General features: G+C 62.8%; 27 protein-coding genes and 1 tRNA gene. 15 read left to right on the top strand and 13 right to left on the bottom strand.

Translation table 11 applies throughout. From position 1 onward, the window contains the following. Window positions 1-14: 14 nt before the first annotated feature. Genes S7S_RS17525 through S7S_RS17515 form a run of 3 tightly spaced genes read right to left on the bottom strand, consistent with a single transcriptional unit; the run spans window position 15 to window position 1,197 of the window. Window positions 15-434 carry a DUF6691 family protein gene (locus tag S7S_RS17525; protein WP_008734845.1) on the bottom strand — a complete coding sequence of 140 codons (420 nt, stop codon included), beginning with the start codon at window positions 432-434 and terminating at the stop codon, window positions 15-17. A 3-nt stretch (window positions 435-437) separates the two neighbouring features. Further along, window positions 438-872 (bottom strand): YeeE/YedE family protein, encoded by a 435-nt coding sequence (locus S7S_RS17520; RefSeq protein WP_008734847.1) that lies wholly within the window; start codon window positions 870-872, stop codon window positions 438-440. Beyond that, entirely contained in the window at window positions 862-1,197 is a 336-nt protein-coding gene (locus S7S_RS17515) for an ArsR/SmtB family transcription factor (RefSeq protein WP_008734849.1), read from the bottom strand. Before S7S_RS17515 ends, S7S_RS17520 begins: the two co-directional genes overlap by 11 nt. Before the next feature lie 113 nt (window positions 1,198-1,310). On the opposite strand from S7S_RS17515, the gene S7S_RS17510 reads away from it, so the two are divergent. Continuing rightward, complete coding sequence (locus S7S_RS17510; protein ID WP_008734852.1) at window positions 1,311-2,180, top strand: MBL fold metallo-hydrolase; 870 nt, start codon at window positions 1,311-1,313, stop codon at window positions 2,178-2,180. Window positions 2,181-2,285: 105 nt separating this feature from the next. After that, window positions 2,286-3,383: a peptide-methionine (S)-S-oxide reductase MsrA gene (msrA, locus tag S7S_RS17505; protein WP_008734854.1), complete on the top strand. Its 1,098-nt coding sequence runs from the start codon at window positions 2,286-2,288 to the stop codon at window positions 3,381-3,383. On the opposite strand, the gene S7S_RS17500 is transcribed toward msrA, so the two are convergent. Further along, on the bottom strand, window positions 3,367-3,999 hold the full coding sequence (locus S7S_RS17500; protein ID WP_008734856.1) for a carboxymuconolactone decarboxylase family protein: 633 nt from the start codon (window positions 3,997-3,999) through the stop codon (window positions 3,367-3,369). The two genes, msrA and S7S_RS17500, sit on opposite strands and share 17 nt — an antisense overlap. Then, on the bottom strand, window positions 3,996-5,048 hold the full coding sequence (locus tag S7S_RS17495) for an AraC family transcriptional regulator (protein ID WP_008734858.1): 1,053 nt from the start codon (window positions 5,046-5,048) through the stop codon (window positions 3,996-3,998). The genes S7S_RS17500 and S7S_RS17495 overlap by 4 nt, the downstream gene beginning before the upstream one ends. Window positions 5,049-5,210: 162 nt before the next feature. Between S7S_RS17495 and S7S_RS17490 the strand changes: the two genes are divergently transcribed. Then, complete coding sequence (locus tag S7S_RS17490) at window positions 5,211-6,086, top strand: SDR family oxidoreductase (protein WP_008734859.1); 876 nt, start codon at window positions 5,211-5,213, stop codon at window positions 6,084-6,086. Window positions 6,087-6,090: 4 nt separating this feature from the next. Here S7S_RS17490 and S7S_RS17485 read toward each other — a convergent pair whose 3' ends face one another. Genes S7S_RS17485 through S7S_RS17475 form a run of 3 tightly spaced genes read right to left on the bottom strand, consistent with a single transcriptional unit; the run spans window position 6,091 to window position 9,456 of the window. Beyond that, window positions 6,091-7,644: a flavin-containing monooxygenase gene (locus S7S_RS17485; protein WP_008734861.1), complete on the bottom strand. Its 1,554-nt coding sequence runs from the start codon at window positions 7,642-7,644 to the stop codon at window positions 6,091-6,093. Window positions 7,645-7,685: 41 nt separating this feature from the next. Next, window positions 7,686-8,612 carry a ferritin family protein gene (locus tag S7S_RS17480; RefSeq protein ID WP_008734864.1) on the bottom strand — a complete coding sequence of 309 codons (927 nt, stop codon included), beginning with the start codon at window positions 8,610-8,612 and terminating at the stop codon, window positions 7,686-7,688. A 13-nt stretch (window positions 8,613-8,625) separates the two neighbouring features. Next, the gene (locus S7S_RS17475; RefSeq protein ID WP_008734866.1) at window positions 8,626-9,456 is read right to left on the bottom strand and encodes an SDR family NAD(P)-dependent oxidoreductase; all 831 of its coding nucleotides are present in this window, start codon (window positions 9,454-9,456) and stop codon (window positions 8,626-8,628) included. A 136-nt stretch (window positions 9,457-9,592) separates the two neighbouring features. Here S7S_RS17475 and S7S_RS17470 point away from each other — a divergent pair, with 136 nt between their 5' ends. Continuing rightward, window positions 9,593-10,219 carry a TetR/AcrR family transcriptional regulator gene (locus tag S7S_RS17470; protein WP_008734867.1) on the top strand — a complete coding sequence of 209 codons (627 nt, stop codon included), beginning with the start codon at window positions 9,593-9,595 and terminating at the stop codon, window positions 10,217-10,219. Between the two features lie 31 nt (window positions 10,220-10,250). On the opposite strand, the gene wrbA is transcribed toward S7S_RS17470, so the two are convergent. The 3 genes from wrbA to S7S_RS17455 form a co-directional block, all read right to left on the bottom strand. Beyond that, entirely contained in the window at window positions 10,251-10,853 is a 603-nt protein-coding gene (gene wrbA / locus S7S_RS17465; protein ID WP_008734869.1) for an NAD(P)H:quinone oxidoreductase, read from the bottom strand. A gap of 146 nt (window positions 10,854-10,999) precedes the next feature. Then, entirely contained in the window at window positions 11,000-11,659 is a 660-nt protein-coding gene (gene trhA / locus S7S_RS17460) for a PAQR family membrane homeostasis protein TrhA (RefSeq protein ID WP_035203689.1), read from the bottom strand. A 90-nt stretch (window positions 11,660-11,749) separates the two neighbouring features. Continuing rightward, window positions 11,750-11,980 (bottom strand): hypothetical protein, encoded by a 231-nt coding sequence (locus S7S_RS17455; protein WP_144401701.1) that lies wholly within the window; start codon window positions 11,978-11,980, stop codon window positions 11,750-11,752. 315 nt (window positions 11,981-12,295) lie between these two features. Between S7S_RS17455 and S7S_RS17450 the strand changes: the two genes are divergently transcribed. The 4 genes from S7S_RS17450 to tpx all read left to right on the top strand — a co-directional run bounded on the left by S7S_RS17450 (window position 12,296) and on the right by tpx (window position 14,738). Next, window positions 12,296-12,673 carry a helix-turn-helix domain-containing protein gene (locus S7S_RS17450; protein WP_035203829.1) on the top strand — a complete coding sequence of 126 codons (378 nt, stop codon included), beginning with the start codon at window positions 12,296-12,298 and terminating at the stop codon, window positions 12,671-12,673. 139 nt (window positions 12,674-12,812) lie between these two features. Continuing rightward, complete coding sequence (locus tag S7S_RS19740) at window positions 12,813-13,205, top strand: hypothetical protein (protein ID WP_144401700.1); 393 nt, start codon at window positions 12,813-12,815, stop codon at window positions 13,203-13,205. A 115-nt stretch (window positions 13,206-13,320) separates the two neighbouring features. Continuing rightward, entirely contained in the window at window positions 13,321-14,118 is a 798-nt protein-coding gene (locus S7S_RS17440) for a crotonase/enoyl-CoA hydratase family protein (protein ID WP_008734878.1), read from the top strand. Window positions 14,119-14,237: 119 nt separating this feature from the next. Continuing rightward, window positions 14,238-14,738 (top strand): thiol peroxidase, encoded by a 501-nt coding sequence (gene tpx / locus S7S_RS17435; protein WP_008734879.1) that lies wholly within the window; start codon window positions 14,238-14,240, stop codon window positions 14,736-14,738. 54 nt (window positions 14,739-14,792) lie between these two features. On the opposite strand, the gene mscL is transcribed toward tpx, so the two are convergent. Continuing rightward, a complete protein-coding gene (mscL, locus tag S7S_RS17430; RefSeq protein ID WP_008734881.1) occupies window positions 14,793-15,221 on the bottom strand; it encodes a large conductance mechanosensitive channel protein MscL in 429 nt (142 codons plus the stop codon). Between the two features lie 364 nt (window positions 15,222-15,585). After that, window positions 15,586-15,676: transfer RNA gene (locus S7S_RS17425), tRNA-Ser, on the bottom strand. A gap of 416 nt (window positions 15,677-16,092) precedes the next feature. Here S7S_RS17425 and S7S_RS17420 point away from each other — a divergent pair. The 7 genes from S7S_RS17420 (at window position 16,093) to S7S_RS17390 (ending at window position 21,978) form a co-directional block, all read left to right on the top strand. Continuing rightward, window positions 16,093-17,613, top strand: a complete 1,521-nt coding sequence (locus S7S_RS17420; protein ID WP_082027760.1) for a catalase — start codon at window positions 16,093-16,095, stop codon at window positions 17,611-17,613. A gap of 137 nt (window positions 17,614-17,750) precedes the next feature. Then, window positions 17,751-18,194, top strand: coding sequence for a Dps family protein (locus S7S_RS17415; RefSeq protein WP_008734886.1), 444 nt, complete (start codon window positions 17,751-17,753; stop codon window positions 18,192-18,194). Between the two features lie 186 nt (window positions 18,195-18,380). Further along, window positions 18,381-19,121: a glutathione peroxidase gene (locus tag S7S_RS17410; RefSeq protein ID WP_008734889.1), complete on the top strand. Its 741-nt coding sequence runs from the start codon at window positions 18,381-18,383 to the stop codon at window positions 19,119-19,121. A 98-nt stretch (window positions 19,122-19,219) separates the two neighbouring features. Then, entirely contained in the window at window positions 19,220-19,627 is a 408-nt protein-coding gene (locus tag S7S_RS17405; protein ID WP_008734891.1) for a CBS domain-containing protein, read from the top strand. A gap of 113 nt (window positions 19,628-19,740) precedes the next feature. Continuing rightward, complete coding sequence (locus tag S7S_RS17400; protein ID WP_008734893.1) at window positions 19,741-20,607, top strand: crotonase/enoyl-CoA hydratase family protein; 867 nt, start codon at window positions 19,741-19,743, stop codon at window positions 20,605-20,607. Window positions 20,608-20,692: 85 nt separating this feature from the next. Beyond that, window positions 20,693-21,292, top strand: coding sequence for a glutathione S-transferase family protein (locus S7S_RS17395; protein ID WP_008734895.1), 600 nt, complete (start codon window positions 20,693-20,695; stop codon window positions 21,290-21,292). Beyond that, a complete protein-coding gene (locus S7S_RS17390) occupies window positions 21,292-21,978 on the top strand; it encodes a helix-turn-helix transcriptional regulator (RefSeq protein WP_008734897.1) in 687 nt (228 codons plus the stop codon). Before S7S_RS17395 ends, S7S_RS17390 begins: the two co-directional genes overlap by 1 nt. Window positions 21,979-22,035 lie beyond the last annotated feature (57 nt).

The raw sequence follows: 22,035 nt of genomic DNA, 5'->3' as shown, positions 1-22,035 counted from the left end.
CTTCCTGGCCGGATTCAGGTCCGTTGATCAAGCACTTCAAACAATGCCATGCCGGCGAGCATGGCGGCCACAAAAACCACGGCTTTCATCTCACCCGCGCCGAGGGCCACCAGCGCCGGGCCGGGGCAGAAGCCGGCCAGCCCCCAGCCCACGCCAAAGCCGATGCCGCCGAGCACCAGCCGGCGGTCGATAGCCCGCGAGGTGGGCAGCCGCATCGGCTCCGCCAGCAGCGAGCGTTGCCGCTGGCCGGCCAGCCGGAAGGCCACCAGGCCGACCAGAATGGCGCCAGCCATCACCAGCGCCAGCGACGGGTCCCAGTGCCCGGCCAGATCCAGAAAGCCGAGTACCTTGGCCGGGTTGGCCATGCCGGACACCAGCAGGCCCAGCCCGAACAGCAGGCCGGCGAGAAACGCTGAAACACTGATGCGTGACATGCCTCAGCCTCCGATCAGGTGACGGACCACAAACACGGTGACAAACCCGCTGCCCATGAAGGCCAGCGTGGCCACCAGCGAACGCGGTGACAGCCGCGACAACCCGCACACCCCGTGGCCACTGGTGCAGCCCGCGCCGTAGCGGGTGCTGACGCCGACGATCAGCCCGGCCGCGATCAGCAGCGGGTAGCCGGCGTCGATCTGTATTGCCGGCAGTGCACCGAACAGCAGCCAGAGCACGGGCGCCAGCACCAGCCCGGCGATAAACGCTGCGCGCCAGCCCACTTCGCCGGCGGCCGGCCGCAACAGCCCGCCGAGGATGCCGGAAATGCCGGCAATGCGGCCGTTGAGCAGTACCAGCAGGGCGGCGGCGAGGCCGATCATCAGGCCGCCGCCGAAGCTGCTGACGGGGGTAAAGGCGTTCAGGTCAATCTGCATGGCGGGCCTCCCCGGTATCGCAGAACAGGGTGTAGAGGGTTTGCAACAGGCCCAGCACGCGGGCGTCGGCGACGCGGTAGTAGACATGCTTGCCTTCGCGCCGGGTGAGCACCAGCCCTTCGCGGCGCAGCACGCCGAGCTGCTGGGACAGGCTGGGTTGCTGGATGCCCAGGCGTTGCTCCAGATCGCTCACGCACATCTCTTCCTGGCTGAGCTGGCACAGCAGCAGCAGGCGATCCTGGTGCGCCAGCGAACGCAGCATCAGGGTGGCGTCGCCAGCGGCGGCGCGCATCTGGTCCAGACTGATGGCGGTGGTATCGGGCATGGGGCGGTCCGGTGGTCGATGATGGGCTAAACAATATATTGAAATACATTATATGTAAATATATATTGATGCCATTCGCCGGCCTTCTCTGATTCCGGCCCAGGAGAAACGCTATGAGTACAGTCCGCCCGCAAGTGGCCCCTTTTCTCGACCCGGATACCGAAACCTGGAGCTATGTGGTCTACGACCACCCCGGCGGCCATGCCGCCGTGATTGATCCGGTGCTGGATTTCGACAACAAGTCCGGTCGCACCTCGACAGACGGCGCCCAGCGGCTGGTGGATTTTGTCCGCGAGCAGGCACTGACCGTGGACTGGATTCTGGAAACCCACGCCCACGCCGATCATCTCTCTGCCGCGCCGTTCGTGCGGGATGCGGTCGGTGGCCGTATCGGGATCGGCGAGCATATCCGCGAGGTGCAGGGCATCTTTCGCCAGGTGTTCAACCTGGAGAAACAGTTTCTGTGCGACGGCAGCCAGTTCGATCATCTGTTCAGCGAAGAGGACACCTTCCACATCGGTGCGCTGACCGGCCGTGTATTCCACACCCCGGGCCATACGCCGGCGGACATGGCCTGGCTGATCGGCGATGCGCTGTTTGTCGGTGACACCCTGTTCCTGCCGGATGTGGGCACCGCGCGCTGTGATTTTCCGGGAGGTGATGCACGCACTCTGTATCGATCGATCCAGCGCCTGCTGGCGTTGCCGGACGCAACGCGCATGTTCATGTGCCACGATTATCCACCTGCAGGCCGCGAGCATCAGTGTGAGACCACCGTTGCGGCACAGAAGCGGGGCAATATCCATGTGCGCGAGGGTATCGGTGAGGATGCCTTTGTGGCGATGCGTGAAAAGCGGGATGCCACGCTGGACATGCCACGGCTGATCCTGCCGGCGATCCAGGTGAATATCCGCGCCGGGCAGATGCCGCCGGCGGAGGACAACGGCGTGGTGTATCTCAAGGTGCCCGTCAACCGGCTGTGACGTGCCGGCGCCCGCAAAGTAACAATTTTTCACGGCAGTTTGGCTTCGGCTGTGCAACATTCGGGGCAGTGATGCATCGAATGGGCATCAACAGGAGGATCTGTCATGAAAGCCGTTGTCGTTCTGTGCCTGACCCTGCTGGCCGGCCCTGCGCTGGCAGCAGAGGCCACTGCCGTGTTTGCCGGTGGCTGTTTCTGGTGTACCGAATCCGACTTTGAAAAGCTGGAAGGCGTCTCCGCCGTGATCAGCGGCTTTGCCGGGGGTGAGGAAAGGAATCCGACCTACAAGCAGGTGGCCAGCGGCGAAACGGGCCATGTTGAGGCCGTGCAGGTGCATTATGATCCGGCCGTCGTCACCTACCCGCAATTGCTGTCCTGGTTCTGGCAGCACATTGATCCGACCGATGCCGGCGGCCAGTTTGTCGACCGTGGTGCGCAGTATCGCAGTGTGATTTTCTACGGCTCCGACGGGGAGCGCCGGCAGGCCGAGGCCTCGCGGGATGCGCTGGCGCAAAGTGGCCGTTTCGAGGCGCAACTGGTCACGGAAATCCTGCCGCTGAATGCGTTTTATCCGGCGGAGGAATATCACCAGGATTACTATCGCAAGAACCCGCTGCGCTACAAATACTACCGTTACCGCTCCGGTCGTGATCAGTTCCTTGAGGCGCACTGGGATGACCCGGATCAGCCAAGCTGGATGCCGGCACCCGCTGCCGCCCCGCAAGGCGATGCGAAAAGCCGGATCGGTCCGCCGTGGGAAGGCGCTGCGTTTGTACGGCCCGACGATGAAACGCTCAAGCGCCTGCTGCCGGAGACAGCGTTTGAGGTGGCGCGCGAGGATGAAACCGAGCCTGCTTTCAATAATGCCTACTGGGACAACAAAGAGGCCGGCATCTATGTCGATGTGGTCAGTGGCGAGCCGCTGTTCGCTTCCGTGCACAAATACGATTCCGGCACCGGCTGGCCGAGCTTCACGCAGCCGATCAAGCGTGACATGGTGACGCTGCACGAAGACCGTTCCTGGTTCATGACGCGCACCGAAGTGCGCAGCCGTTACGCGGATTCGCACCTGGGCCATGTGTTTAATGATGGCCCGGCGCCCACGGGTGAGCGCTGGTGCATGAACTCCGCCGCCATGACCTTCGTGCCGAAAGAGGACATGCAGCGCCTCGGCTACGGCGACTATCTCAGTCTGTTTGAATAAGTGCGCGGATGCGTGCGTAGAAGGCCTTCAGGTTGTCTTCCATGCGCGCTTCCAGCGGCAGGCCGCAACTGATCAGCACACCGGCGAGCATCCGGTAGTGTCCCACCAGCATCATGATTTCCAGCAACTGGCTGTCGTTGTGACGGACCTGCAACTGGCGCCAGGTGTCGTCGCTGAGGCAATCGGCCTGATGCAATTCATCGCAGGCCTGGATCAGCGTGCGCAGCGTGGTATTGCTGAACGCCTCCGGCCCGCGGGTCACGGCAAGGATGTCGCGGTCCGCCACGCCGACCCGTTCGGCAATTTCCACATGCTGCCCCCACTCGTAGCGCGAACGGCACAGCCAGGCGGTGCGCAGAATCAGCAACTCGCGCGCCGGCGCCGCCAGCCGGCCCCAGGGCATCAGCCGCGAGGCAAAGAACAGCCAGCCCCAGAACAGGCGCGGATTGCGGTGCAGCAGGGGGAAGACGGCCGGCAACTCGGGCCGGTCGAACAGGTGCGAGACGCGCGACGCGGTGCGGAACAGCAGGCCGCGCTGCGACGGCGGCGGCACCTCCAGCCGCGCCTGGGCCGGGCCCGCCCAGCCTCCTTCGGGTTGCAGCAGGTCAGTGTTCATGTGCGGCTCCCGGTCTGATGCTGACGATATCCGGACGGTGTGTGGCCGGTGAGGCGGCGAAACCAGCGCATGAAGGACTGCGGCGAAGCGAAGCCCAGTTCGGCGGCGATGTCGCTGTGGTGTGCGCCGGAATGGCCAAGCAATTGGCAGGCCCGTTCAAGGCGGACGGCGTCCAGCAGGGACTGGTAGCGGGTGCCTTCGCTGGCCAGGTGCCGGTGCAGGCTGCGGCTGCTCAGGCCCAGTTGCGCGGCGAGCTGGTCGCGGCTGGGGGTGTGCGTCAGTGTTGTGCCGAGCAGTTGCCGCACGTCCCCGGTCAGCGTGCGCCGCGCCGGTGGCGGGGCACGGCGGGCGAGTTCGGCGCTGGCGTGTTGGTCGAGCATGTCGTGCAGCGAGGTATCCCCGTGCGGCAGCCGCCGCCGCAACAGGCGGGCCGGCAGCACCACGCAGGCACTGCGCTGGTGAAAATGGACCTGGCAGCGGAACAGTGCCCGGTAGTCGGCCTGGATCTGATGGTCGTCGGGCCGCTCATGGGGCAGGTGCACCGCCAGCGGCAGGTCCGGCTCGTCGGGCAGCATCCGGCGCGCCAGTGTGACGAAGGCGCCGAGGACATATTCCCGTGCGTGCCGGCGAAACAGCGGGCCGCCGACATGGCATTGCCAGTGCACCCGCACCTGACCGGGCGCGCGGCTGATCGACGTGGTGCCGATATTGCTGAGCAGGCCGTTGTAGCGGGTGAGGGCGTCGAGCACATCCTGGAAGCGATGGCAGGTCTGCACCAGGTGGCCGATGACGCCAAAGGTGGCCGGCTGGATGGCGCAGGCCAGGCGCAGTCCGATCAGCGGATCGCGGAAGTGCTCGCTGGCGTGTTGCAGCAGCAGTTCGAGGGCGCTGACGGGCACGCTGCCGGCGCAATCGGCCAGCAGGCCGCGGTGCAGCCCGGCCTGCCGCAGCAGCGGCCCCATGCCCAGGCCGGCGCTGTCGCCGCGGGCAACGATATGCTGTAAATGACGGGCCGATACCCAGCCATCGGCCCTGTGCGAATCTTCCATGAAACACCTGTGGCGCTGAGGTGAGCGGCCAGTATCGCACGGATATCAGTGCCCGTGCGGCGCTGGCCGTTTCGGATACGCCGCGCTGGCCGTTCGGGATACTGTCAGCGGCGCGGGCCTGGGGCAAGCTGGGTGCCGGAAAACCAAGGGAGTCATTGGGCTATGGCGAAAACAGACTTTCGGAACAAGCGGTGCCTGGTGACCGGCGCGGCCAGCGGTATCGGGCGCGCGGTGGCAGAGGCTCTGGCCCGTGACGGGGCGTTGCTGTGCCTGACCGACGTCAATGCGGCGGGGCTGGCGGACACCGCCGCCGCGCTGCGCGAGGCGGGTGCCACCGTGCTGGCGGCGGAGGCGATGGATATCCGCGATGCCGAGGCGGTGGCCGCGTTCGCCGAACAGCTGCACCGCGCGCACGGTAGCCTGGATGTGCTGATGAATATCGCCGGGATTTCGGTCTGGGGCACCATCGAGCAACTGACGCTGGATCACTGGCGGCGTGTGCTGGACATCAACCTGATGGGGCCGGTGCACGTCATGCAGGCGTTTCTGCCGGCGATGATCCAGGCTGGGCGCGGCGGCCATCTGGTCAATGTATCGTCCGCCGCCGGCCTGTTCGGCCTGCCCTGGCATGCGGCCTACAGCGCCAGCAAGTTTGGCTTGCGGGGCATCTCCGAGGTGCTGCGGTTTGATCTGCGCCAGCACGGTATCCAGGTCAGCCTGGTGTGCCCCGGGGGGGTGGATACCGGGCTGGTGCGCACGGTGGAGATTGTCGGGGTGGACCGCGAGGCGCCGGAACTCCAGCAACTCACCGGGCGTTTCCAGCGCCATGCGGTGACGCCGGAAACGGCGGCGCGGCGGATTCTCCAGGGGGTGCGGCGCGGGCGCTATATGGTCTATACGTCGCCGGATATCCGCATCGGCTACTGGTTCCAGCGCAAGTTTGCCTGGCCGTACGAGGTGGCGATGCGGATGCTGAACAGGCTGGTGTCCCGCGCGGCCGCAAAGGCCGCCGCACGGGACAGGGCGGGCAACGGATGAAGGGTCAGGCCGGGGTGGCCTCGTAGTCCGACGGCTCCAGCGTTTTCATCTGCAAGGCATACTGGGTGGCAAAACCGGGGTACATGGTCACGTTGTGGCCATCCTCGGTCAGGTACCAGCTCTTGCAGCCGGAATTCCAGTTGGTCTTTGCCAGCCGTTTCTGGATGGCGACATTGTAGCTGGCCTGGGCATCGGCTTTGACGTCCAGTGCTTTCAGGTTCTCGTCGAGAATTTTCTGAATGCCACGCACCGCGTAATCCAGCTGCGATTCCATGTAGACCAGTGCCGAGTTATGCCCGGGGCCGGAATTCGGGCCGAAGGTCAGGAACAGGTTCGGGTAGCCGGCCACATTGATGCTCTTGTAGGCCTGCGCGCCACGCGCCCATTCTTCATCCAGCTTGCGTCCACCGAGGCCGGTCACCGGGAACGGCGTGCCGGTCTTGCTCACGTCGAAGCCGGTGGCAAACACGATGCAGTCAAACTGGTGTTCAATGCCTTCCACCGTGCGGATGCCCTTCGGCGACAGCGTGGCAATCGGCCAGGTGATCAGCTTGCAGTTGTCTTTTTGCAGCGCCGGGTAGTAATCGCTGGAGAGCAGCACGCGCTTGCAGCCAATGCGGAAGTTCGGCGTCAGTTGCCGGCGCAGCCAGCGGTCCTTCACCTGCCGGCGCAGGTGCAGCCGGCTGATGCGCTCGGCCACGCTGGTCAGCGGTGAATTCCAGATCACCGCCAGGGCCATGGATTCGTGGGTGACATACAGCGCCTTGCGCAGCGCGTCCTGGGCGCCGGGAAACTTGCGGAACAGCGACCGGTTCCAGGCGGGCGTTTCGAAGTCCGGGCGTGGCAGCACCCAGCCGGCGGTGCGCTGGAAGACCTTGACGAAACCGGCCTGCTTCACCAGTTCGGGAATGATCTGCACGGCGCTGGCGCCGGTGCCGATCACTGCCACGCGTTTGCCGGTAAAGTCGTAGTCGTGGTCCCAGCGCGCGCTGTGAATCCTGTGGCCTTCAAACGTCTCCAGGCCCGGCATGTCCGGGAAGCTGGCGTTGGACAGCGGGCCTTGCGCCATCACCACGGCGCGTGCGCTGACGCGTTCGCCATCGTCGGTGCTGGCATGCCAGAGCCCGGCGGCTTCATCAAACTGCAGGCCGGTGACGTTCTTGTTGAAGCGGATATACGGCTTCAGATTGAAGTGCGAGACCAGATAATGGATGTACTCCAGGATCTCGCCACTGCCGGAGAAACTGCGCGACCAGTCCGGATTCTGCGCAAACGAATAGGAATACAGGTTCGAGGGGATATCACAGGCGGCCCCCGGATAGGTATTGTCGCGCCAGGTGCCGCCGACCGCGTCGGCACGTTCCAGAATGACGATATCGCGGATGCCGGCCTGTTGCAGGCGGATCGCCATGCCCAGGCCGGCAAAGCCGGCGCCGATGATCAATACCGAGGCGGGCTTCTGCACGGCGCTGATGGCCGGCGTGTCGGCGCGGCGGGTCTTTTTGCGCGGGGCGGATTTCTTCACGGCCTTGGCCGGGTTGGCGGGTGTCGTGCTCATGCGTCAGGTGTTCCTGGTCAATGCGTGAAACGCTGCGGCCGTCAGGCCGCAGGTTGATAGGTCAGCTCTTTTACCCAGCTCGGCACGGCCGGCAGGGCGCGTCGCGGGATGTACTGGGTGGCGCGCACCAGCGCATCCACAGGCGCGTGATAGAAACGGTTGTCGCGGTCGATCACGAACCGGCCATGGCGGCTGATGATCTGGAACCAGGGGTTGCGGCGGCCATCGGCCGTGCGCCCGCCGATCTTCTCGAACTTGCGCATGGCGTTGTACAGCTTCTCTTCCGGCAGGCCCATGTCCATGATGTTGTCGCGCATCTTGTTCAGCAGCGGGAAGTACGACGCGATGCCGAGCAGCAGGCGCGGGTCCAGCAGCGGCGCCACCATCTGGGTGAGCTTGATGAACGTTTTGCCGCGACCCTGCATTTCCATCACGGTAAAACCCACGCCCAGGTGGCGTGATTCGTCATCGTTGATTTTCTCGAACGCCTGGTGGCAGACCGGGTCGTCCACGGTTTCCAGCAGGAAGGTGCAGAGTGCGCCGTCCAGCGCGACTTCAAGCATCGGCACGACGGTGCCGAGCACATACACCGGCATCTCGTCGGCGTAGCGGTCCAGCCACTCGATGACCAGGCGCAGGTTGATGTTCGGTTCCGGAATCTCGTCGCCTTCCAGCATGCCCCAGCGTTTCATCAGCGCCATTTCGGCGTTGGCGTGACGTTGCTCTTCGGCGTGGAAATAGGTGTAGATTTCGCGCAGTGTCTCGGTGGGCGCTTTTTTCGCCATGGCGGCGAAGGCGCGCGCGCCGACGTGCTCGATCCACATCAGGTCGGCCATGAAGGCTTTCAGTTTTGGCCACTGTTCATCGGTGATCCGTTCCGCACCCGGGGCGTCCCAGTCGATGTCGGCCAGCGCCCATTGAGTGCTCTTGATCTTGGCGAGCATTTTGTCCAGGTCGATGGAAGCCATGCAGTTGCTCCTGTCAGAGTCGCGAGAAGGCCAGGCGATTGAGCAGCCCGGCGCCACGGGTATAGGTGCCCGGTACAAGGCGCTTCATGCGCCAGATGGTGCGTGCATCCAGTTGCGGCAGAACATAAAGCTGGTTGCGGTCCAGCGCGTCGAGCGTGGTGCGGGCCACGCGTGCGGCGGAGATGCCGGTCCACTTCATGAGGTTGTTGGCGATCTGCGAGGTGCTGTCAGGAATGCGGCCATCGCGGGTGATGTTGGTTTTCACGAAGGTGGGGCACAGCGCTGTGACATGAATGCCGGTGCCGCTCATTTCCGCGGCCAGTGTTTCCGACAGGGCGAGCACGGCGGCCTTGCTGGTGTTGTACGGACCCATCAGCGGCGCGGCAGCGAAGCTCGCCGTGGAACAGACATTGATGATGCCGCCGTGGCCGAGCGCGCGCAGTTTGGGCGCAAACACGTGGCTGCCATGAATGACACCCCACAGGTTCACCCCCAGCACCCACTGCCAATCATCCATCGGCGTTTCGCCGATCGGCTGTCCACCGGCGCCGACGCCAGCGTTATTGATGACCAGATCGGGTGCCTGGCCGAGCCATTCCTCTGCGGCGGCGGCCAGCTGCTCTACCTGATCCAGGCGGGAGACATCGCAGGCCAGCCCCAGCGCGCTGCCACCAGTGTCGCGGATGGCCTGGGCGGTCTGCTCGGCGGTGTGCTGGTTGATATCGCTGCACACCACGCGGCTGCCACGCCGGGCCAGCTCCAGGGCAAAGGCCTCGCCGATGCCGCTGCCGGCACCCGTGACCACGGCCGCTGCATTGCGGGAGACTTTCTTCTTGTTGAACATGCTGCCTCGCTTGATGGGTGTCCGGTAGGCGGCACGGTGATGTCAGATTGACCGTGCCATTGAACGATGTCACGATATTCCGACCAATTGTTCGGATTCAATTCGGATAGCGCCCCATCACAAGACGGTTACGCCTATGCCCAGAAAACCGCAGCAACGCCGCTCCAGGGAAACCGTGAACGCCATTGTCGAGGCCGGCTTCATTTCGCTCTCCCGGCACGGGATGGAAGGAACCACCACGCGGCATATCGCCGAGATTGCCGGCATCAGCGTGGGTTCGCTGTACGAGTATTTCGCCAACAAGGAAGCGGTGTTTGACGCCATGTACCAGCATGCGGTGCGGGACATCGTCGCCATCATCCGCCCGCTGACGCCGAAACTGGTGAACATGGAGATCCGTGATGCGGTGATTGCCCTGCTGCGCGAGTTCCGCGCCTGGCTGCTGCGGGATGACAGCCGGTATCTGAGCTACGTCAGCTATACGGTACACATGGCGCACCGGGACAATCTCGAGCCGATCAACAAAATGCTGATGGAGCTGGTGGTGCAGTACGTGATGCACCACCCGCACCTGCTGAAGCTGCCGGACCTGCCGACCAAGTCCTACATCATCATTAACGGCGGTATCTTTACCATCATTCGCCATCTGGCGGAGCCAAACCCGGTGATCAGCTTCGACCAGCTGGTGGATGGCCTGGGTGACATGGTGGCGTACATGGTGGAAGGCAGCCTGCGGGAGCTGGAGGCGGGCGGGAAACGCTGACCGGCGCGGGCGCGCCGGTCAGCAAGGCCGATCAGTTGACCAGTTTGGCGGTAATCTCGGCCACATGCTTGCCCTGATAGCGGGCAATGGCCAGTTCATTCTCGCTCGGCTGGCGGCTGCCATCGCCATCGGCCAGCGTCGTCGCACCATAGGGCGAACCGCCGGTGATTTCCTTCATGTTGGTCAGTTCCGGAATGGCGTAGGGCACCCCCACGACCACCATGCCGTGGTGAAACAGCGTGGTATGGAACGAGGTGATGGTGGTTTCCTGGCCGCCGTGCTGGGTGCCGGTGGAGGCAAATACACTGCCGACCTTGCCGATCAGCTTGCCCTGCGCCCACAACCCGCCGGTCTGGTCGAGGAAGTTGCGCATCTGGCCGGCCATGTTGCCGAAGCGGGTCGGGGTGCCAAAGATGATGGCGTCGTAGTCGCCCAGTTCGTTCGGGTCCGCGATGGGGGCCTGCTGGTCCGTCTTGGCGCCGATCTGCTGTGTCACGCTCTCGGGCATGGTTTCCGGCACCCGCTTGAGGGTGACCTCGGTGCCGGCAACGCCGCGTGCGCCTTCTGCGATGGCGGCTGCCATCGTTTCCACATGACCCCAGGTGCTGTAGTAGAGAACAAGAATCTTCGCCATATCCGCGGCTCCTTCTGAAAACCTGCCAGGTAGTTTGAAATCCGGTGTGAGCCGTGGCTCACGGGTTTTCAATGCTAGGCGTGCACGGGCGGGGCAAACACCGCACCGCCTTGAGCGGAGTTATCAGTTTTTCTGATGCGTTGGGGTCAGGCCTGGTAGGGCAGCACGCCGTAGAGCACGGCGAGGAAGTGGCACACGCTGCCGCCCACCACGAACAGGTGCCAGATGGCGTGGTTGAACGGTATCAGGTGTACCAGATAGAAAATCACACCGAAGGTGTAGGTGATGCCGCCGGCCAGCAGCAACCAGAAGCCGACGTTGTTGAGCCGCGCCAGCAATTCGCCGGACGCGAACATCACCAGCCAGCCCATCAGCAGATAAATCACCACGCGCAGGATCTTGTACTTGTGTCCGAACACCAGTTTCAGGATGACGCCGAGCAGCGCCAGCCCCCAGATGATGCCGAACAGTGTCCAGCCCACCGGGCCGCGCATGTTGACCAGCAGAAACGGCGTGTAGGTGCCGGCGATCAGGATGAAGATGGCGCAATGGTCGAGCATCTTGAAGATGCGGCGCAGCTGCGGATTGCGAAAACCGTGGTAGAGCGTGGAGGACAGATACAGCAGCGCCAGGCTGAAACCGAAGATGCTGAAGCTGACGATCTTCCAGGGATCACCGAGCTGTACCGCCAGCACCACCAGCAACACCGTGCCACCGACACTGAGGGCAGCACCGATGCCGTGGGTGAGGCTGTTGAGTACTTCTTCGGTCGGGGAGTAGACGTCTTCCACGGATGGGCGGCTCATGCAGATCAAAGAGTGAGCCTAGCACTGGCCCCGAGGTGGCGAAACCGTGAATGGACGTCATTTCCTGCCGGAAGGGCTGCCGGTGATATATCAGGGCCGTGGCATGTCCGGGTCGACACACAACCGGCGCCGGCCGAACGGGTCGATGGCCGCGATGTGCGCCAGCAGGGGCCGCAGCGTCCGGTTATCCAGAGCTGGCACAACAACATGCAGGCGGGTAGCGGGCAGGGGGCGGCCACCGCCGGAGGCAAACAGCGACAGCTCCTTGCAGTCCCATACCTTGAGGCTTTCGTCGGTGGCTGGACAAACGGCGTAAATCATCCAGTATTCTTCCAGATGAGCGCTGTTTAACTGATCCGGGGTGATGGCTGATTCCACAATGATGCCCTGTCATCCCGGTCAGGCGAGCGCGACGCCGGTGCGGCGCACGAGCGTCCGTCGGTGGGCTGTCACAAGCGATGGGCCGGGGATTGAAAGATGATGTCATATTGATATCATCTTACGGCACGTAATTGAAGCCCGGGTCTTTCCGGGTGCTGAAGCCAGCAGGGAGGCATTCATGGAATTCGCCAAAATTTATAACAAGAATGGCGTATGCGCATGGCGCGCCGCTATTGTACTTCGCACAATTCAGCCATGAAAATTGGCGCGGTTCTCAAACTCAGACGGGACGATCGCGGCGAGACGCTGGAAGAGGTGGCCTACCGGGCCGGTACCGACGCCAGTAATCTCTCACGTATCGAACGTGGTACCCAGCAACCTTCGGTGGGTTTGCTGGAAGCTTTGGCGCGGGCGCTGGAAACGCGCGTGTCGGACCTTTACCTGGAGGTCGAACGCACCCAGCACATGCCAGACCCGCCGGTCAGCCGCTGGGGGGGCGAACTGGCCCGGTTGCAGCGCCACGTCAAGGAGCTGACACCGGAGAATCGTCTGCTGGTGGTCGAGTTTTGCAAACTGCTCAAGCGTGTGCAGCGTGGCAGCGGTGAGGCGGACAAAACGGCAGCAGACGACTGACGCGCGTTGTGCTCTGTCGGCGTTTTTCGCCATGAAGCGTATGGCGTTGACGCCAAAAAAATCATGGCGAATATGCATGGTATGCAATATCCCCTTTACCCCATAATCGGGCTTTCCATTGCTGATTGGGTGATCAGGCATGCCGTGTTCCTCCTACGATGTTTCTTATGATGTGCGTTATGACGCGAACCCCTCTCGACTGGTGGCCTTGCCATTATCGCGCCGTCGGCTGGCGACACTGGCGGTGAGGGCACGCCGGCAGGCGGCCGGCCTGGACCCGGCGCCGAGTTCGTGGCGGCCCTCGCAACGTTTGCTGGATGTGCTGGACGGGGCCTTGCCGGGCTGCCGGCCAATGCCCGCCGGGCTGCTTTGCCTGGGTGAGCCGGACCACCCCGAATGGGGTAATGAGCTCCAGCGCCTGCAGGACGATTTTGTCGAACTCTCCGCTGCCCAGCGCGAGCTGGTGATCGAGTTCATGAAAATGCTGCGTGAGCAGTATCGTAGGCGTGGTCCGGAGCAGGGCGAGGACTGAGACGGCATTACGTGGTTTTTCGGAATCAGGCTTCCTGTGTAATGATGTGCGCACCCGGCCCGATCAGTATTTGATCAGGTGTCGAGTCACCGCCATCGCTACAGGAGCCATGCCGATGTCCGCTACTTCCTCGCCGGTGCTGTATGAGCGCCGCCCGCCGCTGTGTGTCATTACCCTGAACCGTCCGCAGGCGCGCAACGCGGTGGATGGCCCCACCGCTGCCGCACTGGCGGACGCGTTTCGTACCTTCGAGGCGGATGCTGCACTGCACGTCGCCATCCTCGCTGGCGCCGGCGGCCAGTTTTGCGCAGGGGCCGATCTCAAGGCCGTTGCCAGTGGTGATGCTGCGCGCATGAACCGCCTGGACACCGGGGGCGATGGCCCGATGGGGCCGAGCAGGATGCGTCTGAGCAAACCGGTGATCGCTGCGGTGGCGGGCCATTGTGTGGCGGGTGGCCTGGAGCTGGCGCTGTGGTGTGATCTGCGCGTGGCGGCCGAGGATGCCGTGTTTGGTGTGTTTTGCCGTCGCTTCGGTGTGCCGCTGATTGACGGCGGCACGGTGCGCCTGCCGCGTCTGATCGGGCAGAGCCGCGCGCTGGACCTGATTCTCACCGGTCGCCCGGTGGCCGCGCAGGAAGCACTGGCCATCGGCCTTGCCAATCGCGTGGTGCCGGGTGCTGACCTGATGCGCACCGCCGAGGCGCTGGCCCACGACATCGCGGCTTTTCCACAAACCTGCCTGCGCGGCGACCGCGCCAGTGTGCTGGAGCAGTGGGGCCTGGACGAAACCGCTGCGCTGGAGAACGAATTCCGGCATGGCCTGGAGACGTTGCGTTCCGGTGAGGCTGCCAGCGGCGCCGGCCGTTTCCAGTCCGGTGTGGGCCGTCATGGACATTTCCCTGGCGAAGACTGACACAGTTGCAGCCGCCCTTTAACGTAACGGCGGGTAAAACTCTGCGGCCGACACTTGCCAGGTGGGCACGCCTGCCTCAATGTCGGAGACCTTTCTCGTCACCAACGCAGGAGACCCGCATGGCTCAGGTCAAACTCAAAGGCGCGCCGCAGGATGTGGCGGGCGATTTCCCGAAAACCGGTGCCCAGGCGCCGGCCTTTACCCTTACCGCGCAGGACCTCAGCGACAAGACGCTCGCGGACTACAGTGGCAAGCGCAAAGTGCTGAATATTGTGCCCAGCGTGGACACGGGTGTGTGTGCGGCGTCGGCGCGAAAGTTCAACGAAAAGGCCAGCAGTCTGGATAACACCGTGGTGCTGGTGGTTTCCGCCGACCTGCCGTTTGCCGCCGCCCGTTTCTGCGGCGCGGAAGGGCTGGAAAACGTGATCACCCTGTCTACCTTCCGCCACCCTGGCTTCGCCCGTGACTATGGCGTGGCCCTCACCAGTGGCCCGCTGGCCGGCCTGTGTGCCCGCGCAGTGGTGGTGCTGGATGAACAGGACAAGGTGATCTACACCCAGCTGGTGGAGGAAATTACCGAAGAGCCGGACTACGACGGCGCGTTGAAAGCATGCCAGTGATCACTGGATGATGAAGGCGCGCCCGCCGACCCGCGGGCGCGCCAGGTCGTGGCCTCAGTGGCCGCTCTTCAGACTGTCCCGGATTTCCCGCAGCAGCACGATATCTTCCGGCGGCGCTGCCGGCGCAGCGGGTTTTTCCTCTTCCTTGCGCTTGAGGCGGTTGATGCTTTTCACCAGCATGAACACGGCGAAGGCGACGATGATGAAGCTCACCACGTTATTGATGAAAATGCCGTAATTGATGGTCACCGCGCCCGCGGCCTGTGCCTCGGCCAGCGTGCTGAACTCGCCTTCGCCCTGGAGCACCACGAACAGATCGGTGAAATCCACACCGCCCAGCATCAGGCCGATTGGCGGCATGATCACGTCAGAGACCAGACTCTTCACGATGGTACCAAAGGCGCCGCCGATGATGATCCCGACAGCCATGTCCACTACGTTGCCCTTGACGGCAAATTCCCTGAATTCCTGCATCATGCCCATGCGCTTTCCCTCTGTCGTCCTGATTGGCGATTGGTTTGCAGGGTGCCGTTTGCCCGGCACCTTGACCGGATCATAGTGGCGTGAATGGAGAGCGGCGAGTGTATTTTTCTTGTAGAGGAAGTTTTACCCGCTGTGGGCCGGGGGCCGGACGCTTGCGACCGGACGCCGAAAAGACAAAAGGCCCCGAGTAGGGGCCTTTTGCGTCTTGAATATGGCGGAGAGGGGTGAGCGATGAGTCTTGAGCAACGCCTTGCGTTGCGCATCGCGAACGCCCGTGCGCCTGCCGGCGCAAGGGCCGGACGCTTGCGACCGGACGCCGCAAAGACAAAGGGCCCCGAGTAGGGGCCCTTTGCGCCTTAGAATATGGCGGAGAGGGAGGGATTCGAACCCTCGTTACGCTACAAACGTAAACACGATTTCGAGTCGTGCGCTTTCAACCACTCAGCCACCTCTCCAGACTTGCTCGCCCCCGAACGCCTGCTCTGGCCTCCGGCAGCGTTGCGCACCGCAGTCCGGGCACCGAGGGGTTGTGCTCAACCACTCAGCGACCTGTTCCTGACGGGGCTCCCGGCCAGCGTCATCAAACGCCCGTTTGAGATTTCCGAAGACAGGGTCTTCATCTATCCCGGGGCCGAAAGAGGGCGCATTCTAACGGCACCGGCCCGGTTTGACGAGTGCTGCCGAGGGCATGCCGGTCGATAAGGCTGAACCCGGGGGTCGTTTTGTCTTAATAGTTTCACGCTATCACAACACAAGTCTGGTTGTTTTTGACCTGTTACCGGAGGCAGCGTTAGCTTGATGAACGCAACGACAGGTTGCGGCCCCCCGGGGTTCTGTTGGTACATCAGTAAGGCAAAGGGAGAGACAGCGCATGAGCAAGTCGAAGGAAAAGGACAGCAAAAAAGGCGGCAAGAAAGCCAAGGCCGTGAATTCCGTCAAAAGCGTGAGCAAGAAAGGTAAATCGGTCACGCTGACCACCTCTGCGGGCATCCCCGTGGCAGATAACCAGAACAGCCTCACCGCCGGCCCGCGTGGTCCGCTGCTGGTGCAGGACTGGCAACTGTTTGAGAAACATGCGCACTTCAATCGGGAGCGTATCCCTGAGCGGGTGGTGCACGCAAAAGGCTCGGCAGCCTTCGGTACCCTGACCATTACCGGCGACATTTCCCAATACTCCATGGCGGACATCTTCAGCAAGAAAGGCAAGGTCACCGATTGCCTGCTGCGATTTTCCACGGTGGCGGGGGAGCGTGGTGCGGCGGATGCCGAGCGTGATGTGCGTGGCTTCGCATTGAAGTTCTACACCGACGAAGGCAACTGGGATCTGGTGGGCAACAATACACCGGTATTCTTTGTGCGTGATCCCTACAAGTTCCCCGATTTCATCCGCACACAGAAACGCGACCCGAGAACCAACCTGCGCAACCCGACGGCAATGTGGGACTTTTGGTCATTGAGCCCGGAATCCCTGCATCAGGTCACGATCCTGATGTCTGATCGTGGCTTGCCGCGCACCTTTCGTCACATGCACGGCTTCGGTTCGCACACCTACAGCTTCTTCAACAAGAAGGGGGAGCGGTTCTGGGTCAAGTTCCACTTCAAGAGCATGCAGGGTATCGAGAACCTGACCGACGGCGAAGCGGCCAAGCTGGTGGGCGGCGACCGTGAAACCCATCAGCGCGACCTGTACAACAGCATCGAAAATGGCGATTACCCGAAGTGGCGCATGATGGTGCAGATCATGCCTGAGGCCGATGTCGACAAGACCTGGTACAACCCGTTCGATCTGACCAAAGTCTGGCCGCACGGCGATTACCCGCTGATCGAAGTGGGCATCCTGGAGCTGAATCGCAACCCGGAGAACTATTTCGCCGAAGTGGAGCAGTCCAGTTTCTCGCCGGCGAACGTGGTGCGCGGTATCAGCCACAGCCCGGACAAGATGCTGCAGTTTCGTATTTTCTCCTACGCGGACGCGCACCGTTATCGTTTGGGTGTGAACTATGAATCACTGCCGGTCAATCTGCCGAAATGCCCGGTGCACAACTATCATCGTGACGGTGCCATGCGTTTCGATGGCAACGGTGGCGGCAGCGTGAACTACGAGCCGAACAGCTTCGGCGGGCCGGTGGAAGATCCTGCCTTCCGCGAGCCACCACTGCCATTGAGCGGTGACGCAGACCGCTACAATCACCGGGACGGTAACGACGACTATAAACAGGCAGGAGATCTGTTCCGCCTGATGTCCAAGGAGCAGAAGAAACAACTGTTCAGCAACATTGCGGCGGCCATGGGCGGCGTGCCGGAAAACATCTGCCGCCGGCAGATTGAGCACTTCACCCAGGCCGATCCTGCCTACGGCGCGGGTGTGAAGAAGGCGCTTGGTCTGAAGTGACCCCGGGCGGGCGCGGCGCGTTTCAGGCGCCGCGCTGACCTGGATCAGAACGCGGTGAAGGAACCTGTGCCAGAGTGGCGGATCGGACCAGGCATGACCCTGATCTGTTGTGTGTCATTCGAGAAAGGAGGCATTACATGAACCACAATCCTGAGGTTGCCGCAGCGCTGGCGCGCCTGCTGGCAGAAACCTACACGCTGTATCTCAAGACGCATAATTTCCACTGGAACGTGACCGGGCCGAATTTTCATGCCCTGCACCTGATGTTCGAGCAGCAGTACACGGAGCTGGCCACTGCAGTGGATACCCTGGCCGAACGCATCCGCGCCCTGGGGCAGCGTGCGCCGGGCAGTTATGCGGAATTTGCCAAACTCTCGGCTGTGAAGGATGCATCGGGTACACCGGATGCCGAGGCGATGCTGGCGGAACTGGCAGCGGACCATAAACTGGTGGCTGAACAGGCTGACCGTGTACTGCGTGTGGCGCAGGAGCATGGCGACGAAGGCACTTCATCGATTGCCGGTGACCGTATCGAGTTGCACGAAAAAACCGTCTGGATGCTGACCGCACACCTGCGCTGATGCCGGGCCATGCATGTCATCAAACCCGCCCCCAGTGGCGGGTTTTTTATGCCGTTGCCGCCGGGTGGCATTGATCATCAATGGCTATGGTTTTGATAACGGTAAACAGTTTAATCAATGGCGTTGTGCGGGCTAACCTGAGCGCTCTTTGCACATACCTGACCGCAAAAAAGGAAGCCGAATATCATGCTGAACAGCCGCGAAGGAAAACGGGTCCCGGAGGTTACCTTCCGCACCCGTCAGGGTAACGACTGGATCAATGTCACCACCGAAGACCTGTTCAAGGGTCGCAGTGTCGTGGTGTTTGCGCTGCCCGGCGCGTTCACGCCGACCTGCTCATCGACGCACCTGCCGCGTTACAACGAGTTGGCGCCGGTATTCCGCGCCAACGGCATCGACGACATCATTTGCCTGTCGGTGAACGATGCGTTTGTGATGAACGCCTGGGCCGAGAACCAGCAGGCGGAGAACATCCGTTTTATTCCCGATGGCAACGGGGAATTCGCCGCCGGCATGGGCATGCTGGTGAACAAGGACGAGCTGGGCTTCGGGGCGCGCAGCTGGCGCTACGCCATGCTGGTGCGTGATGGCGTGATCGAAAAAATGTTCATCGAACCGGAAGAGCCGGGCGACCCGTTCAAAGTCTCCGACGCCGACACCATGCTTAAATACATCAACAATGCCGCGCAGTTGCCCAAGCGCGTCACGCTGTTCACCAAACCTGGCTGCCCGCATTGTTCACGGGCGAAAAAACTGTTGGGGGAGGCTGGCTACCGCTTCGAGGAAATCAGCCTGGGTGGCAACGGGCTGAGCTACAGCACGCTGGCGGCGGTGACTGGCGCAGGCACCACGCCACAGGTGTATATTGAAGGGCAGCGCATCGGTGGTGCCGACGATCTGGCTGAATGGCTGACACGCGGCGCCTGAACGCCGCCATCGGTGAGCACATAACGGAAGGATGGAGGCACGTCATGCAGGGCACGAGTGTTTTGGCGGCTCAACGGAGCAGCCGGCAAGGAGGGGCTATGTCTGGTCTGGTAGTGCGGGAGGTGATGGCGCGACATTCACCGTCGATCCCGCTGGGGACGGAACTCACGATCGTGGTGGATACACTGCTGCGACACAGGATGACCGGCCTGCCGGTGGTGGATGCAGAGCGGCGCGTGGTCGGATTCGTGTCCGAGCAGGACTGCCTGCGCAGTCTGCTGGTGTCCAGCTATCACTGTGAAGGTGCGCCCAAGGTCGAAGACGTGATGCACCCGGAGCCGCTGATGGTCTCTGAGGATCATTCGGTGGTGGATATCGCGGAGCAGATGCTCAAGCAGAAACCGAAGGTCTACCCGGTGGTGGATGAACACCGCCGCCTGGTGGGGTTGCTGCTGCGCAGCCAGGTGCTCACCGCCCTGAAGAACAACCGTCACCACTGCGATTGATCTGCACGGGCCGGGTTTGCCTGATGGCAGCCCGGCCCCGGTAATTCCGGTCATGGGGTGTCTGATGCGGCCCTGTTATGGTCAGTGCTTTGCCACACACGCTGAGGACGACCATGGATTACCAGGACATCCGCTATGAGGTCAGTGACCGCATTCTGACCCTCACCCTGAACCGCCCCGATCGCCTGAATGCCTGGACGCTGCGCATGCGCGACGAAATGCTGCATGCCCTGGCGCGCGCCAACGAAGACGACGATATCGGCGTGATCGTGGTGACCGGCGCAGGTCGTGTGTTCTGTGCCGGCATGGAGCTGGAGCGCGAAGAAGGCAACATTTTCGGCTATGACATCCCCCAGGGCGAGAACCTCAATATCGAGGAGATCCGCGATTCCGGTGGTGAACTGTCGCTGGCGTTGTACCGCTCGAAAAAGCCCCTGATCGCGGCCATCAACGGCGCAGCCGTTGGGGTGGGTATCACCATGACGCTGCCGATGGATTTCCGCATCGCCGCCGAGGGCGCCAAGATCGGCTTCGTATTCAGCCAGCGCGGCATCGTGCCCGAGGCGTGCTCAAGCTGGTTTCTGCCGCGTCTGGTGGGCATGCAGGCGGCCATGGAGTGGGTGCTTTCCGGTGAAATATTCAGCGCTGAAGAGGGGCTGGAAAAAGGCCTGTTCCGCAGCCTGGCACCGAAGGACGACGTGCTGGAAGCTGCCTACGTTCTGGCCCGCAAGCTGATGCACAAGACCTCGCCGGTGTCGCTGGCGCTGGCGCGGCAGATGCTCTGGCGCAATCCCTCCTTCGAGCACCCGATGCAGGCCCACTGCGTGGACTCCAGGCTGATGTACCTCACCAGTGAGCGACTGGATGGCCGGGATGGTTTCCAGGCGTTTCTGGAAAAACGCGATCCGGTGTTCACGGCAAAAGTGTCCGAGAGTGTGCCGGACCAGTTCACATTCTGGCCCGAGCCGCCCCTGAGCTGAGCGCCAGCGTGAAGGTTGCTGCCATATTCTGTCAGTAGTCGCCGCTATAACATGGGCTCCTGCCCCGATATCCAAGGAGTCCATCATGCTGATGCTGCATCATGCGCCAAGGTCCCGGTCCACCGGGATTCTGTGGCTGCTCGAAGAACTGGCCGTGCCATTCGACGTCCATCATGTGGATATCCGGGGCAATGTGGCGGAGGAATACCGGCGCATCCACCCTCACAAGAAGGTGCCTGCCTTGCAGGATGGCGACACGATCGTGACCGAACGTGCCGCTATTTGCCTTTATCTGTGCGAAAAATTCCCCAAAGCCGGCCTTGCGCCGCCGATCGGTGATGCACAGCGCGCCGCCTTCCTCAGTGGGCTGGTGTACTGCGATGCGGTGGTGGACCCTTGCATCGCTGTCCGGGCCCAGGGCTGGGACGCGGACCCTTCCGGGCTGTCCTTCGGCCGTTTCGAGGACATGGCGCTGCATCTGGAGCGCCGGCTGGAGCGCGGCCCCTATGCGCTGGGTGACACCTTCACGGCGCTGGACACCCAGCTTGGCTGTGCGGTGTTGTGGGGGTTGCAACTGTTCAACCTGCTGCCGGACAAGCCCGCATTTCGTGATTATCTGGCGCGTGTAACGGCCCGGCCCACGTTCCAGCGTGCGATGGCCCGCGACCAGCAACTGGCCAACTGATGGACCGCACAGAACGTCTGTTCCGCCTGATGGACTGCCTGCGCCAGCATCGCCGCCCGGTGACGGCGGCGAGGCTGGCTGAGCAATTGTCCGTGTCGGTGCGCACCATCTACCGCGACATCCAGAGCCTGATCGCCCTGGGTGCCAGCATCGACGGCGAAGCCGGCATGGGCTATCAACTGCGGGCCGGCTTCTTCCTGCCGCCGCTGATGTTCGACGATATCGAGCTGGAGGCGCTGGTGCTGGGCGCCCGCTGGGTGGCGGAGCAGGGCGACGAAGAGCTCGTGCGGGCTGCCAACAATGTGCTGGCCAAGGTGGCGACGTCCTCGCCGCGCGACCTGCGGGAGCGCATTGCCGGTATCGGGCTGGTGGCCTGGTCGGCATGTAACGAGGATACCGGCACCGCCTTCCTGCGTCAGGTACGCGAGGCGATCCGGCGTGAGTTGGTGGTCACTATTGACTACACGCGCGCTGACGGTGAAATCAGCCAGCGCACGGTCTGGCCTGTCATGCTGGCGTTCTTCGAGCGCACCCGCATGCTGGTGGCCTGGTGTGAATTGCGCGGTGCCTTCCGGCACTTCCGGCTCGACCGTCTCAACCGGCTGGATATGGGCGAGGGGCATTACCCGCGCCGGCGCAGTGCCTTATTGCGGGAATGGCGCAAGGAGATGAAGATTCCGGAATAGGATGACGGTGGGCGGCAGCGGATTCATACAAGCCGCTGCCCGGTGCGGTTGCCTAAC

Origin of the sequence: Isoalcanivorax pacificus W11-5 (assembly GCF_000299335.2) — a bacterium.
In the GTDB taxonomy this organism is placed as follows: domain Bacteria; phylum Pseudomonadota; class Gammaproteobacteria; order Pseudomonadales; family Alcanivoracaceae; genus Isoalcanivorax; species Isoalcanivorax pacificus.
Note: the sequence above shows the minus strand (reverse complement) of the source record. Positions and strands in the feature narration are given on the sequence as shown.

Coding starts and splice junctions, on each gene's coding strand:
- S7S_RS17525 (WP_008734845.1), bottom strand. CDS start 434: ATGTCACGCATCAGTGTTTCAGCGTTTCTCGCCGGCCTGCTGTTCGGG.
- S7S_RS17520 (WP_008734847.1), bottom strand. CDS start 872: ATGCAGATTGACCTGAACGCCTTTACCCCCGTCAGCAGCTTCGGCGGC.
- S7S_RS17515 (WP_008734849.1), bottom strand. CDS start 1,197: ATGCCCGATACCACCGCCATCAGTCTGGACCAGATGCGCGCCGCCGCT.
- S7S_RS17510 (WP_008734852.1), top strand. CDS start 1,311: ATGAGTACAGTCCGCCCGCAAGTGGCCCCTTTTCTCGACCCGGATACC.
- msrA (WP_008734854.1), top strand. CDS start 2,286: ATGAAAGCCGTTGTCGTTCTGTGCCTGACCCTGCTGGCCGGCCCTGCG.
- S7S_RS17500 (WP_008734856.1), bottom strand. CDS start 3,999: ATGAACACTGACCTGCTGCAACCCGAAGGAGGCTGGGCGGGCCCGGCC.
- S7S_RS17495 (WP_008734858.1), bottom strand. CDS start 5,048: ATGGAAGATTCGCACAGGGCCGATGGCTGGGTATCGGCCCGTCATTTA.
- S7S_RS17490 (WP_008734859.1), top strand. CDS start 5,211: ATGGCGAAAACAGACTTTCGGAACAAGCGGTGCCTGGTGACCGGCGCG.
- S7S_RS17485 (WP_008734861.1), bottom strand. CDS start 7,644: ATGAGCACGACACCCGCCAACCCGGCCAAGGCCGTGAAGAAATCCGCC.
- S7S_RS17480 (WP_008734864.1), bottom strand. CDS start 8,612: ATGGCTTCCATCGACCTGGACAAAATGCTCGCCAAGATCAAGAGCACT.
- S7S_RS17475 (WP_008734866.1), bottom strand. CDS start 9,456: ATGTTCAACAAGAAGAAAGTCTCCCGCAATGCAGCGGCCGTGGTCACG.
- S7S_RS17470 (WP_008734867.1), top strand. CDS start 9,593: ATGCCCAGAAAACCGCAGCAACGCCGCTCCAGGGAAACCGTGAACGCC.
- wrbA (WP_008734869.1), bottom strand. CDS start 10,853: ATGGCGAAGATTCTTGTTCTCTACTACAGCACCTGGGGTCATGTGGAA.
- trhA (WP_035203689.1), bottom strand. CDS start 11,659: ATGAGCCGCCCATCCGTGGAAGACGTCTACTCCCCGACCGAAGAAGTA.
- S7S_RS17455 (WP_144401701.1), bottom strand. CDS start 11,980: ATGATTTACGCCGTTTGTCCAGCCACCGACGAAAGCCTCAAGGTATGG.
- S7S_RS17450 (WP_035203829.1), top strand. CDS start 12,296: ATGAAAATTGGCGCGGTTCTCAAACTCAGACGGGACGATCGCGGCGAG.
- S7S_RS19740 (WP_144401700.1), top strand. CDS start 12,813: ATGCCGTGTTCCTCCTACGATGTTTCTTATGATGTGCGTTATGACGCG.
- S7S_RS17440 (WP_008734878.1), top strand. CDS start 13,321: ATGTCCGCTACTTCCTCGCCGGTGCTGTATGAGCGCCGCCCGCCGCTG.
- tpx (WP_008734879.1), top strand. CDS start 14,238: ATGGCTCAGGTCAAACTCAAAGGCGCGCCGCAGGATGTGGCGGGCGAT.
- mscL (WP_008734881.1), bottom strand. CDS start 15,221: ATGGGCATGATGCAGGAATTCAGGGAATTTGCCGTCAAGGGCAACGTA.
- S7S_RS17420 (WP_082027760.1), top strand. CDS start 16,093: ATGAGCAAGTCGAAGGAAAAGGACAGCAAAAAAGGCGGCAAGAAAGCC.
- S7S_RS17415 (WP_008734886.1), top strand. CDS start 17,751: ATGAACCACAATCCTGAGGTTGCCGCAGCGCTGGCGCGCCTGCTGGCA.
- S7S_RS17410 (WP_008734889.1), top strand. CDS start 18,381: ATGCTGAACAGCCGCGAAGGAAAACGGGTCCCGGAGGTTACCTTCCGC.
- S7S_RS17405 (WP_008734891.1), top strand. CDS start 19,220: ATGTCTGGTCTGGTAGTGCGGGAGGTGATGGCGCGACATTCACCGTCG.
- S7S_RS17400 (WP_008734893.1), top strand. CDS start 19,741: ATGGATTACCAGGACATCCGCTATGAGGTCAGTGACCGCATTCTGACC.
- S7S_RS17395 (WP_008734895.1), top strand. CDS start 20,693: ATGCTGATGCTGCATCATGCGCCAAGGTCCCGGTCCACCGGGATTCTG.
- S7S_RS17390 (WP_008734897.1), top strand. CDS start 21,292: ATGGACCGCACAGAACGTCTGTTCCGCCTGATGGACTGCCTGCGCCAG.